Below are 13,485 nucleotides of genomic sequence, written 5' to 3' on the forward strand. Positions count from 1 at the left end.
CGGTAACGGTGACCGAATATGTGCCGGCCACAAGAGCCGTGATGTCCTGTGTAGCAGCGCCATTGCTCCACAAATAAGTATAAGGAGCGGTACCACCGTTAACAGTTAAATCAACAGAACCGGTGGCGTTGCCAAAGCAAAGCACATTGACATGAGCTTCACTCAAAGCCAGTGCTGCAGCAGGTTGTGTAATGGTAACAGAAGTAGTCGCTGTACAATTATTGTTGTCCGTAACGGTAACGGTATAAGTTCCTGCGGCAAGAGTGGTGATATCCTGGGTAGCAGCGCCATTGCTCCACACATAAGTGTAAGGAGTCGTACCCCCGTTAACGGTTAAATCAACCGAACCGGTCGCATTGCCAAAGCAAAGCACATTGACATGAGCCTCACTCAAAGCAAGAGCAGCAGCAGGTTGTGTAATGGTAACAGAAGTAGTCGCTGTACAATTATTGTTGTCCGTAACGGTAACGGTATAAGTTCCTGCAGCAAGACCAGTTTGATCTTCGGCCGTTGCATTGACACCGGTACCGGTCCAGGCATAGGTATAAGGGCTCACACCACCGGCAGCAGTGATATTGACAGCACCGGTAGCAGCGCCAAAACAAAGAGCATTGGTTTGCGAAGTGAGTGTTACGGCTAACGGAGAGTTTACTGTTAGAGTAGCTGCATTGGATGTCGCAGTCCCGCAACTATTGGATACAACAACATCATAATTACCGCCGTCAGCAGCAGCTACATTATTAATCGTTAACGTCGATGAATTAGCACCAGCAATATCAGCACCATCTTTTCTCCATTGATAAGTTATGGGTTCAGTACCATTAGCAGTAACGGAAAATGAAGTATTACATCCAGCACCAACTGTCTGTGGCAACGGCTGATTAATAATGGAAGGGGGAGAGTTAACGGTGTGAATTATTGCAGCCGACAAACCTCCATTAAATGGTGGGGCTCCGTCATAAACTACTGTTATAGTATGGTTGCCCGCTGAAAGATTTGATAGTGTAAGCGTCGCTGTTCCGCCAATACCTAATGTTCCATTTCCCAATAAAATTGGGCCTTCCCAAAAATGCACATCCCCTGTCGCTGTAAGTTGATCTACAGTTGCTGTTAATGTAACCGGTTCATTCAGACAGGACGGATTGGGAGTTGATGTTAAGGTTGTGGTAGTTGCTATTTGCGCCTTGAGCGTAACAGAGCTTAAAACAAATACCGCCAATAAAAAAATAAAGGTCTTCACAGTATTAGACAAAGCAATGCCTGTGTGCCTGTTTTTAAGGGGTGGCGGATATGTATTCAGGTCAGAACACATGTAATTCTCAGTAAGCGGACGGTGGTTGGTATTTAAATAGGATTTTGGTTTCAATCAATGGCAAACCTGCAGTTTTGCCTGGGCATGCTGCTTTATTGTTGCAATGCAAGCGCTCAGGTAAAACTCTGCGAAGTAATCACCCGGAGAATTTTCCAAGTGGTACCAGGCTGCTACCTTTTGAGGTTTGGGTAAAACAGGATGCGGATAGTGGCGAAATGCCAAAAGTTTGACGAAGAGGACCAACACAATTCCCTGGTGTAGAATTTTTCATGATTTGGATTTTATGGTTAACTACTTAACTACGTGGTACTACTTAGTATAACGTAGCATATGCGAATAATAATATACACACAGCGACTTAAAAATTATTGTTCGTAAAGTCACTATTTGCAACTCTGTAATTTTACGTTGTACATTTTCTGTACAGCTATAAAACGGATTAATAAAAAGTGGAAAACAGTTGCGACAGGGTAAGCAGGAAACTCTTTACATTAATAGATAAGGTTCTTGTAACTGGCTGGCGCTGAGTTTTCGGGTGGAGGGCTGATCATCTTTTTCGGGGCAAAAATCCAGCAGGATAATATTACCCTTTCTCATATCCAGGCTAAAACGGCTAATCTTTCGGTTGACGGTCACTTTTATATTAAGAAGGTATTCAAACGGGATAGGTTTGCGGGTAATCTCCTTTCCGTTGTAGTTAATTCGTACGCCCTGTACATCTTGCGACAGGTTGAGGTTTCCCTTAGCCAGAGAGTCCTTATTATCAATAATGTAATTGGTAAAAATTGTGCGGTTGTTGATCGAGAGGCTGACCTTGTCTTTGTTAAAACATCCTCCCAAAATAATATTGTATTCCGATCTTTTCAGTGGTTGGGCAGAAAGGATCAACGTGAAGGTAATCATCAGGATGGTCAACGCGGTCTTCATAGATATCGCTGCCAAAATAAAAAACATTCTCCGTTCATGCAAGTAGCCGACAGCATTGTTTTTTTACAATTCGCAAACTAAATGTGCCATAAAACGTATTTCATTAGTTGAATGTCATACTTAAGTTAAATAGCAGGCCATATTTTTTCGACATACCTGATTACTGCTAATATTGTGGCCTGAAAGAAAATTCATAGCTGATTCCTTTTTGACCAAATACTATTACATGCGCAATAAATTTTTTCTTATCCTTTTTTTCTTTTTCACCGGGTTGACAGTCAATGCACAACAAAAGTTTACGATCAGCGGTACCGTCTCTTCTAAAGCTAAAGGCGAAACCGTTATCGCGGCTACCATAAAAGTTGGGAATGTCAGTACCATCAGCAATGATTATGGCTTTTATTCCATTACCCTTGCTAAAGGAGAATATATCCTGGAGGCGACTGCTGTCGGTCTGCAGCCATTTTTGGAAAAAATAAATGTCGACCGGGATATTGTGCTGAACATTTCGTTGGAAGACGCAGTAAGGGACCTTGATGAAGTGGTAGTGTCATCCAATTCCCGTAATCGCAGTTTAACGAACCCGCAAATGGGAATGGAGAAACTTTCGACAAAAGACATCCGGTATGTTCCTGTTTTATTGGGCGAGAGAGATATTTTGAAAGTGATACAGCTGCTGCCAGGCGTGAAATCAGCCGGAGACGGAAACAGCGGCTTTTTTGTCAGGGGTGGTGCTGCTGACCAAAACCTGATATTACTGGATGAAGCCCCGGTTTACAACGCATCACATTTGCTGGGATTCTTTTCTACATTCAATTCAGATGCCATCAAGGATATGACGATGTACAAAGCAGGTATGCCGGCTCAATATGGCGGCCGGTTATCATCGGTGTTGGACATTAAAATGAACGAAGGAAATAACCAGGCTTATAATGTTAGTGGCGGCATTGGTCTTATTTCTACCAAATTAAACATAGAAGGACCCATACAAAAAAATCGCTCTTCCTTTTTGGCAACAGGAAGGAGGACTTACGTAGACGCTTTCTTAAAACTGTCCAAAGACTCAACGGTAAATAGTAATAATCTCTCGTTTTATGATTTTAATGCAAAGGCCAACTATATATTGGGCAGGAAAGACCGGCTATACCTGTCCGGTTATTTCGGTCGTGATCAGTTGGGTGTTGGCAACACTTTTGGATTAGCCTGGGGTAATGGTACCGGCACGGTTAGATGGAACCATATTTTTGGCCCTAAACTTTTTTCCAACACTTCACTTATTTACAGCAACTATAATTATAAGATATCTATCAGGAGCGGTGCGACTGATTTTGACATTTTCTCACAGATACGTGACTGGAATTTGAAAAAGGAATTGCAATGGTATATCGATAGCCGGAATAGTATGCGATTTGGCATGAACGCTATTTTTCATACCATCAGACCCGGTGAAGTAACAGCGACCGCTGCTTCGAGTATCAACAGCAGTAATTTGCAAAGAAGATACTCATTGGAGAATGCAGCCTATGTAACTAACACCTGGAAAGCCTCCGATAAAATCAATCTTACCTATGGTGTAAGATTGACGGCTTTCAGCATTTTAGGAAAGGGAGATTACTACGCAATAGATGATGATGGTGTTGTGACGGATACATTCAGTTATAAAAAAGGTGAAATTGTCAAAACCTACTTCAATGCAGAACCAAGGGTGGCTATGAGCTATCAACTGAACCCCGTGTCTTCGGTCAAAACGTCGTATGTCAGAAATATTCAAAACCTGCATTTAATTTCTAATTCTACTACGGCAAGTCCAACAGATAAATGGGTGGCCAGTACCAATATTATCAAGCCCGAAATTTCAGACCAGGTTTCGCTGGGTTATTATAGAAATTTTGGTGGCAACCTGTATGAATTGAATGTGGAGGCTTATTACAAAACCATGCAAAACCAGGTGGATTATAAAGATGGAGCCGATATCTATATCAATTCTGATGCAATAGAAACGCAGTTGCTCTTTGGAAAAGGAAGGGCTTATGGAATTGAATGGCTATTTAAAAAAAAGCTGGGAAAATTTAGCGGGTGGTTGAGTTATACTTTATCAAAAACAGAAAGAAAGATTAATGGCATCAATAACAACAACTGGTACAATGCCAGGCAGGATAGAACGCATGACGTAGCGGTAGTAGGAATTTATCAATTGAGTAAGAAATGGACGCTTTCAGCTAACTGGATCTATTATACGGGTAGTGCGGTCACATTCCCTGCTGGTAAATACCGTATCGATGATCAAACTGTTTATTATTACACAGAACGAAATGGTTATCGAATGCCGGCTTATCACCGCCTTGATATTGGTGCTACCTGGATATTAAAACAGAAAAGAAAATTTTCTTCCGAGTTGACTATTAGTTTGTACAATGCATATGGTCGTGAAAACGCTTATACGATAGAGTTTCGTGATAATAAAGATGATCCCGATAAGACCGAAGCTGTGCAAACAGCCTTGTTCAAATACATTCCGTCGGTTTCTTACAATTTTAAATTTTAGAGCATGTCTTTTAATAGATCGATTTATTTTAAAAAAATTTTCACCTGGTGTTTTGCAGGAGCAACAATTGCAGGTTTGCTGAGTTCTTGCCAAAAAGTAATTGATGTAGATACTAGAAATGCCGAAGAAAAATATGTAGTGGAAGGTGTAGTTACTGACGAAGCGGACAAAAGTTTTGTCAAGCTATCCAAAACGAAAAATATTACTGAAAACAATGACTTTCCGCCTGTAACAGGAGCTATGGTAATGATAAAAGACAATAGCGGAAACAATATAGCCCTTACAGAAACATCACCGGGGACTTATACAGCGCCGGCACTTGTCGGCACTCCGGGTAAAACCTATTCATTAGAAGTAATGATGAATGGAGAAAAGTTTACCGCGACTTCAACCATGCCGCAAAAAATCAATCTCGACACTCTTTTTATTTCAAACGAAATACTATTTGGTGAAACCAGGAAGCTTGCCAATATCGCCTACCAGGATCCGGCTGGCAAAGGACAATGTTACCGGTATGTGCAGTATGTAAATGGTAAAAAGAACAAACCAATTTTTGTCAACAATGACGACTATTCCGATGGAAAATATGTTCAGTCGAAATTGTGGTATTTGGTAGACGAAGACGAAAATCCCGAGGAGGAAATAAAGTCGGGGGATACGGTTACCATCGATATGCTATGCATTGATCCGACAGTGTATAAATACTGGTACAGTGTTTATCAAAGTGCAACGGGCAATAGCCAATCCGCCTCACCAGCTAACCCAGTGACAAATATAAAAGGTGGCGCTTTAGGCTATTTTAGTGCACATACTTTGCAAACCAGGACTGTGGTGGTTCCATAATTTAAAGTCAGAAGCAATATCCTGGGACCGGAAATCAAAGGTGAAAAGTGAAAAGGCAAAAGTGAAGGCTAAAGGTTGTGCCGGATTATTATACGACTTGGTTTTCTCTGCAATCCCGGTAATCTAAAAAATCCCGGTTCAGATAAAAAAATGGGGCCAGGATGAAAATCCAGCCCCGTTTTAAAATCCAATATCCTATGAAAAACCAAGACAATATTAATTCGAATGTTTCATAAACACAATACCCTAAAACGGGTATTTTTCCACTTTCTTAAAAAAGTAGTAGTCAAATAAAATTTTGCCATATCAAAAAGCTCTCTATTTTTGCACCGCAAAACACAAAATGATTTTAAACCTGCATATACATCATCATCATCACTTTACCCACGGGGTAAGCTGGGATGTTTTTATGTAGTATGTCAACATAATTAACTTTCAAGGGCTTACCATGGCGGTAGGCCCTTTTTATTTTCTCACCCCTTAAAGGGAACAACAACATGAAACGCCCACATAAAATAGTTGATACACAGAAGGATATTTGATTGGGCGTTCCATTCCGAAGCCAGTTCGGGACAAGTACTGACCAAATTAAAACAATAAAAAATAAACAGATGAAACTGAAAATAGCGATCCAGAAATCAGGCAGACTTCACGAAGATTCTTTACGATTATTGAAAGAGTGTGGAATCGACATATCCAATGGGGGTAACAAATTAAAATCGTCAGCTGCCAATTTTCCGCTGGAGGTTTATTTTTTAAGGGACGATGATATCCCCCAATATGTGGAAGATGCAGTGGCCGACATCGGTATTGTGGGCGAGAATGTGGTATATGAAAAGAAAAAAGAAGTAGATGTGATGGAAAAATTAGGCTTTGGTAAGTGTCGCCTGTCAATAGCTATTGAAAAAGGAGAGACATACAACCGGGAAAATTTAAATGGGAAAAAGATCGCTACCAGTTATCCCGTCATTTTGCAGGAGTTTTTAGCAACAAACAACATCAATGCTGAAATCCACGAAATCAGTGGCAGCGTGGAGATAGCCCCGGGAATTGGGCTGGCAGATGCTATTTGCGATCTTGTTAGCAGCGGTTCAACGTTGTTGACCAATGGCCTGAAGGAAGCAGAAACTATCCTGGACTCGCAATCGGTCTTGATCCGTAATAAAAAGCTCGACCCTGAAAAACAGCGTTTGCTGAATAAGCTATTGTTCCGTTTGCGGTCAGTAAAAAAAGCAAAGAATAATAAATACATTTTGCTGAATGCTCCCAATGAAAAATTAAAAGACATTATCTCCTTGCTGCCCGGAATGAAGAGTCCAACTGTATTACCATTAGCAGAATCCGGATGGAGTAGTGTACACAGTGTTATCGATGAAAATGATTTTTGGGACATCATTGAACAATTAAGGGAAGAAGGTGCACAGGGAATATTAGTGGTGCCTATTGAGAAGATGATAGTTTGAGGAAGTGAGAAAGTGAGAAGTGAGATTAGCGGGCAGTAAAATTAAATTAATTAGTGTGTATAAGTGTAATTCGTGGCTGTAATGATTGATGGGAAAAATAATTCATTGTAAATGCAAATAGTAGAATATCCAAAAAGAAATGAATGGGAGCAACTGCTTCAACGTCCGGTATTGGAACAACTTTCTTTAGCCAAGATGGTAAAAAAACTTTTGTTGAAGGTGAAAGAAGGTGGCGATAAAGCCGTTCGAAAAATGACAAAGGATTTTGATGGTGTAAAAATCAAGAAGTTGTTGGTAAGCAAAGAGGAGATCGAACAGGCAATTGCAACGGTTGCGGATGAATTAAAGGAGGCCATTACGATTGCTGCCAGTAATATCACCTCTTTTCACCAGTCTCAATTGTTGTCAGAATCCCTGGTTGAAACAATGCCTGGAGTTAAATGCTGGCGCCGTTCGGTGGCTATCAGTAAGGTAGGTTTATATATACCGGGAGGCACAGCTCCTCTCTTTTCTACCGTATTAATGTTGGGCATTCCCGCTAAACTCGCTGGTTGTAAAGAGATCGTTCTTTGTACACCTCCGCAGAAAGACGGGACCATTAACCCTGCAGTGTTATTTACTGCACGATTGGCCGGAATTACTAAAATATTTAAAGCTGGTGGAGCCCAGGCAATCGCTGCGATGGCGTACGGAACAGAATCTATTCCAAAAGTGGATAAGATATTTGGACCCGGAAATCAATATGTCACTTGTGCCAAGCAGATGATCCAGTCGGAAGGTATTGCGATTGACATGCCCGCAGGCCCCAGTGAGGTTTGCGTACTAGCCGATGAAACCGGTAATCCATCTTTTATCGCTGCAGACCTTTTATCGCAGGCTGAACACGGTGCAGATAGCCAAACATTGTTGGTTACTACATCACCAGTCCTTGCTGACCAAGTAAAAGCTGAAGTCGAAAAACAGGTGAAAGAATTGCCCCGGGAGAAGTTTGCTTTGGCATCTTTGGCAAATAGCAAGGCAATTGTTCTTGAATCGTTAGAAGATTCAATTGACCTGGTAAATGAGTATGCGGCAGAGCACCTGATCATTTCCTGCGCCGATGATGAATCAATTGCTCAGCGAATCACCAATGCCGGATCTGTGTTCCTGGGAAATTATTCGCCGGAGAGTGCCGGGGATTATGCAAGCGGCACCAATCACACACTTCCAACAAATGGTTTTGCCCGGTCATACAGCGGCGTCAGTGTCGATAGTTTTGTAAAAAAAATTACCTATCAAAAGCTCAGTAAAGAAGGATTGGCTAATATCGGCAAAACAGTTGAGCTGATGGCAAAGGCAGAGGGACTGGATGCACATGCGAGGGCGGTTAGTATTAGATTGAAAAACTAAAAACAAACTGGTAACAAATAAGATTATGAGTTTCGATTTAAGTAAACTGGTCAGGGAAAATATAAAAAAAGTAAAAGCCTATTCATCGGCAAGAGATGAGTTTAGTGGCGAAGCAAAGGTATTTTTGGATGCTAATGAAAATAGTTTGGGCTCGCCGTTGACGAAATGGTACAATCGCTACCCTGATCCGCACCAGCAAAAATTAAAAGCATCCATCAGCCGGATAAAAAATGTTGATCCAAAAAATATTTTTTTGGGAAATGGCAGCGACGAGTGTATCGATCTTTTATACCGTTGTTTTTGCGAACCTGGAAAAGATAATGTGGTCATTTGTCCGCCAACTTATGGTATGTATGAAGTAAGCGCAGCCATTAATGATGTTGAATTGAAAAGAGCGGAATTGCTCCCCAGCTTTCAACTTAACCTGGCGCTGATTGAAAGCTTGATTGATAGCAATACCAAAATTATCTGGATATGTTCTCCCAATAACCCGACTGGCAATAGCATTAATTACCAGGATATCGAGATGCTGCTGAATAATTTCAATGGTTTAGTTGTTGTTGATGAAGCATACATTAATTTTTCCCGGCAGCATTCTTTGCTAAAAGAACTAAATGAGTATCCGAACCTCGTGGTCATGCAAACATTTAGCAAAGCGTGGGGCTTAGCGGCATTGCGGCTAGGAATGGCCTTTGCCTCAAAAGAAATTATTGAATTGCTCGACCGGATCAAACCGCCATATAATATCAACCAGGCTACTCAGGATCTTGCTTTGGAAGCCCTGGAAGAGGTAGGCCAGGTAAACGATATGATCAAAGAAATTGTAGCGATGAGGGAGGAGTTGATCAACGTATTTCAGCGGATGCCGCTGGTAGAAAAAGTCTATCCTTCCGATGCAAACTTTTTACTCGTGAAAGTAAAAGATGCCGTTGATGTATATGACTATTTGTTAACCGAGGGTATTGTGGTAAGAGACAGGAGTAAGGTGCAACTATGTGACGGGTGTTTACGGATCACGATCGGGACAGAAAACGAAAATACGTTGCTGGTAGATGCAATGATCGATTATATGAAATCAAAAAGATAAATTATGTCGAAACGGGTTTTATTTATTGACAGGGATGGAACGCTTATTAATGAAGCTCCGCCTACGTACCAACTGGATTCATTTGATAAGCTCACGTTTTATCCGGCTATGTTCGAATACATGGGAAGAATTGCCAGGGAATTGGACTATGAATTAGTCATGGTGACCAACCAGGATGGTTTAGGAACCGAAAGTTTCCCCGAAGAAACATTCTGGCCGCTTCAAAATCTTGTGATGAAAAGCCTGGAAGGAGAGGGAATCTTTTTTTCAAAAGTATTTATCGATAAAACATTTCCCGCAGATAATGCTCCAACTCGTAAGCCTGGTGTCGGAATGCTGACCGAATACCTTAATAACGATAATTATGATATAGCTAACTCATTTGTGATCGGCGATCGTATCACCGACATTCAGTTGGCGAAGAATATGGGTTGTAAAGGGATCTGGCTGAACAATGATCCAACCTTGGGTGGTGGTGAAATAAAAGATAAGGCAGAAGAATTGCGCCTATCGACAGTTGCGCTGGAAACGACCAATTGGAGTGACATTTATGCTTTTTTAAAGAACGAATTGCGGAAAGTATCACATGAGCGGAATACTAATGAAACGAAAATCAGTGTTCAGTTGAATATGGATGGGAACGGTAAAGCACACATACATACCGGTCTTGGATTCTTTGATCACATGCTCGAGCAGATTGCAAGACATGGGAAACTGGATCTTTCTATCCGGTGCGATGGCGACCTGCATATCGACGAACATCATACTATTGAAGATACCGGTATCGCATTAGGGGAAGCCTTTGCGAAAGCACTGGCTGATAAAACCGGTTTGGAGCGTTACGGTTTTGCTTTGCCGATGGATGAAGCAGAGGCAAAAGTTTTGATCGATTTTGGCGGCCGGAACTGGCTGGTTTGGAACGCAGAGTTTAAAAGAGAAAAAATCGGTGAGATGCCAACTGAAATGTTTTTTCATTTCTTCAAATCATTTAGCGATGCGGCCCGCTGCAACCTGAATATCGAATGCAAAGGAGAAAACGAGCATCATAAAATTGAAGCGATCTTCAAAGCGTTTGCAAAAGCGATCAGGATGGCAGTTAAAAAGGATCCGTTTAGCAATTACCTGCCAAGTACAAAAGGGGTGTTGTAATCGGAAGTCAGAGTTAGAAGTCAGAAATCAAAAGTGAAAATAACAGACTATAAAGTTTTAAATAATTCGTGAGCTTTAGTGTAATTCGTGACAAAAAATGAGTATTGTAATTATAAAATATAACGCAGGAAATATTCAGTCTGTCTTGTATGCATTAGAACGGATAGGAGTTGAAGCTATTGTAACTGATGACCCGGATAAAATAAAAGCCGCAGATAAAGTCATTTTTCCGGGCGTCGGGGAGGCAAGCACGGCTATGCAATACCTGCGTCAAAGAAAGCTGGACATACTGATTAAAGATTTGGAGCAACCTGTATTGGGAATTTGCCTGGGAATGCAGCTTATGTGCAGGTATAGTGAAGAAAATGATACAGACTGTTTGGATATTTTTGATGTAACGGTAAAAAGGTTTAAGACAAATGATCCTTCAATAAAGGTTCCCCAGATTGGATGGAATAATATTTACAATCTTAAAACTTCATTGTTTGAGTCAGTCCCTGAAAACTCTTTCATCTATTCGGTGCATAGTTATTATGCTGAGCTATGTGATGAAACAATAGCGACTTGTAATTATATTCAGCCCTACAGCGCCGGGTTGAAGAAAAACAATTTCCGGGGAGTGCAATTTCACCCCGAGAAATCGGCAAATATCGGCGAACAAATTTTGAAAAACTTTTTGTTAGCCTGATATGTTGATCAAGGAAGTTCCGATAGAAAAAATATGGCAGCTCCGGCAACAGGTAATGTATCCAAAGGAAACATTGGAATTTGTAAAGCTGGAAGATGATGCTCTCGGGATTCATTTGGGACTATACCAGGATGATCGTTTGTTATCGGTGATTAGTTTGTTTGAAAGAGATAGGGTGGTACAGTTTAGGAAATTTGCGACGATTACGAATGAGCAGGGTAAAGGCCATGGAACAAAATTGCTTCAATATGTGATGGATTGGGCGATAGAAAATGAAAAGAAAACTATTTGGTGTAATGCCAGGCTATCTGCAACCAGCTTGTATGAAAAATTTGGAATGCAGCAAACAGGAAAGAGCTGGGAGAAATATGGTATCGAATTTATAAAAATGCAAAAACAGTTGACTTAATATGCAGTTAATACCGGCAATAGATATAATTGATGGGAAGTGCGTGAGACTAACCCAGGGAGACTATGAGCAGAAAAAAATTTACAATGAACATCCGCTTGAAGTCGCTAAGCAGTTTGAGGACGCCGGTTTGCAGCGATTGCACCTCGTAGATTTGGATGGAGCTAGACAAAAGGCGGTAAAAAACTGGAAGGTGCTTGAAATGATTGCGTCTAAAACGGGTTTGGTCATTGATTTTGGCGGAGGCATTGCTACGGAGAAGGATGTGAAGATTGTTTTTGAATCGGGAGCTGCGTTTGCGACGGTGGGCAGTATTGCTGTAAAAAATGAAATTGAGTTTGTAAAGTGGCTAATGATTTTCGGGGCCGATAAATTTTTGTTGGGCGCCGATGTAAAGGATAAAATGATTGCCATACATGGGTGGCTCGAAACAACGGATAAAAGCATTTTCACATTCGTCGAAAATTATATCAAAAAAGGAGTGCAGCAGGTTTTTTGTACCGATGTCAGCAAAGATGGAAAACTGGAAGGGCCTTCGGTCGACTTATATAATGAGATTATAAAAAAATTCCCTGAGTTATTTTTTATTGCCAGCGGTGGTGTGGCCAATGTAAACGATCTGCATAAATTAAAGGAGATAGGATGTAGCGGCGTTATTGTAGGGAAGGCGATCTATGAAAATCGTATCACTCTTAATGATTTAAAAAATTTTTCCTAGAAATGCTTACGAAACGAATCATACCTTGTTTGGATATCAAAGATGGACGTACCGTGAAGGGAACCAACTTTGTAGACCTTCGTGATGCCGGTGATCCGGTTGAGCTAGGTGCCTTGTATGCGAAACAGGGCGCTGATGAATTAGTTTTCCTTGACATAACAGCCACTGTTGAAAAAAGAAAAACATTGATTGACCTGGTAAACCGTGTTGCGCACAACGTTAATATTCCCTTTACCGTAGGTGGCGGCATCAGTTCTGTTGAAGACGTAAACAGTTTATTACAAAACGGGGCGGATAAAATTTCGGTGAATACAGCCGCTTTTAAAAGACCTGCCTTGATCAATGAACTGTCAAAGGAGTTCGGTAGTCAATGCGTGGTGCTGGCAATCGATACAAAAAAAGAAGAAGATGGCGAATGGTACGTGTACCTGAACGGCGGAAGGCTGAAAACAGACACAAAATGTTTTGACTGGGCCAGGCAGGGTGTCGAAGCGGGAGCAGGTGAGATACTGTTAACATCTATGAATCATGATGGCACAAAAGCTGGATTTGCATTGGATATTACGAGGCAGCTGGCAACTTCTTTACCCGTGCCGGTTATCGCAAGTGGTGGCGGAGGTAGTATGAGTCATTTTGTAGATGTATTCAAAGAAGCAAAAGCGGATGCTGCATTGGCGGCCAGCATTTTTCATTTTAAAGAAGTGGATATCCGCGATCTGAAAAATTATTTAGGTGAAAGAAATATTCCTGTAAGAAAATAAAAAATCATTATCGTCCGGCTAAGTTGGGCTAAAGCCCGAAAGGGGTTTTGAATTTATTGCCCCACCATTAAGTGGCTGTTGCACGACTCAAAACTAATGCACATTATGTTGATATGGCATAATTGGAAAAGTAATTGCTGTGTAAGAGCTATGCAAGGCCAAAAAAAATATCAAGAACAACTGTTCACTTCATT

The 13,485-nt window shown here is 41.1% G+C and carries 12 protein-coding genes; 10 read left to right on the forward strand and 2 right to left on the reverse strand.

Annotation, left to right across the window (positions count from 1 at the left end; all coding sequences use genetic code 11):
- Nucleotides 1-1,240 (reverse strand): Ig-like domain repeat protein (locus tag P2W73_RS25780; protein WP_276504990.1); only part of this gene is annotated, 1,240 nt, incomplete at its 3' end.
- Between the two features lie 558 nt (nucleotides 1,241-1,798).
- Entirely contained in the window at nucleotides 1,799-2,239 is a 441-nt protein-coding gene (locus P2W73_RS25785; protein ID WP_276504991.1) for a hypothetical protein, read from the reverse strand.
- A 226-nt stretch (nucleotides 2,240-2,465) separates the two neighbouring features.
- Here P2W73_RS25785 and P2W73_RS25790 point away from each other — a divergent pair, with 226 nt between their 5' ends.
- The 10 genes from P2W73_RS25790 to hisF all read left to right on the forward strand — a co-directional run bounded on the left by P2W73_RS25790 (nucleotide 2,466) and on the right by hisF (nucleotide 13,291).
- On the forward strand, nucleotides 2,466-4,784 hold the full coding sequence (locus tag P2W73_RS25790; protein ID WP_276504992.1) for a TonB-dependent receptor: 2,319 nt from the start codon (nucleotides 2,466-2,468) through the stop codon (nucleotides 4,782-4,784).
- Nucleotides 4,785-4,787: 3 nt separating this feature from the next.
- Entirely contained in the window at nucleotides 4,788-5,627 is an 840-nt protein-coding gene (locus P2W73_RS25795) for a DUF4249 domain-containing protein (RefSeq protein WP_276504993.1), read from the forward strand.
- Nucleotides 5,628-6,238: 611 nt separating this feature from the next.
- Nucleotides 6,239-7,090, forward strand: a complete 852-nt coding sequence (gene hisG, locus P2W73_RS25800) for an ATP phosphoribosyltransferase (protein ID WP_276504994.1) — start codon at nucleotides 6,239-6,241, stop codon at nucleotides 7,088-7,090.
- Nucleotides 7,091-7,201: 111 nt separating this feature from the next.
- The gene (hisD, locus tag P2W73_RS25805) at nucleotides 7,202-8,479 is read left to right on the forward strand and encodes a histidinol dehydrogenase (RefSeq protein ID WP_276504995.1); all 1,278 of its coding nucleotides are present in this window, start codon (nucleotides 7,202-7,204) and stop codon (nucleotides 8,477-8,479) included.
- Between the two features lie 25 nt (nucleotides 8,480-8,504).
- Nucleotides 8,505-9,566, forward strand: coding sequence for a histidinol-phosphate transaminase (hisC, locus tag P2W73_RS25810; RefSeq protein ID WP_276504996.1), 1,062 nt, complete (start codon nucleotides 8,505-8,507; stop codon nucleotides 9,564-9,566).
- A 3-nt stretch (nucleotides 9,567-9,569) separates the two neighbouring features.
- Complete coding sequence (gene hisB / locus P2W73_RS25815; protein WP_276504997.1) at nucleotides 9,570-10,715, forward strand: bifunctional histidinol-phosphatase/imidazoleglycerol-phosphate dehydratase HisB; 1,146 nt, start codon at nucleotides 9,570-9,572, stop codon at nucleotides 10,713-10,715.
- A 97-nt stretch (nucleotides 10,716-10,812) separates the two neighbouring features.
- A complete protein-coding gene (hisH, locus tag P2W73_RS25820; protein WP_276504998.1) occupies nucleotides 10,813-11,403 on the forward strand; it encodes an imidazole glycerol phosphate synthase subunit HisH in 591 nt (196 codons plus the stop codon).
- A 1-nt stretch (nucleotide 11,404) separates the two neighbouring features.
- Nucleotides 11,405-11,812 (forward strand): GNAT family N-acetyltransferase, encoded by a 408-nt coding sequence (locus tag P2W73_RS25825; protein WP_276504999.1) that lies wholly within the window; start codon nucleotides 11,405-11,407, stop codon nucleotides 11,810-11,812.
- 1 nt (nucleotide 11,813) lies between these two features.
- Nucleotides 11,814-12,530, forward strand: coding sequence for a 1-(5-phosphoribosyl)-5-[(5-phosphoribosylamino)methylideneamino]imidazole-4-carboxamide isomerase (gene hisA / locus P2W73_RS25830; RefSeq protein ID WP_276505000.1), 717 nt, complete (start codon nucleotides 11,814-11,816; stop codon nucleotides 12,528-12,530).
- A gap of 2 nt (nucleotides 12,531-12,532) precedes the next feature.
- A complete protein-coding gene (hisF, locus tag P2W73_RS25835; RefSeq protein ID WP_276505001.1) occupies nucleotides 12,533-13,291 on the forward strand; it encodes an imidazole glycerol phosphate synthase subunit HisF in 759 nt (252 codons plus the stop codon).
- The last annotated feature ends 194 nt before the right edge of the window (nucleotides 13,292-13,485 follow it).

Origin of the sequence: Terrimonas pollutisoli (assembly GCF_029360765.1) — a bacterium.
GTDB lineage: Bacteria > Bacteroidota > Bacteroidia > Chitinophagales > Chitinophagaceae > Terrimonas_B > Terrimonas_B pollutisoli.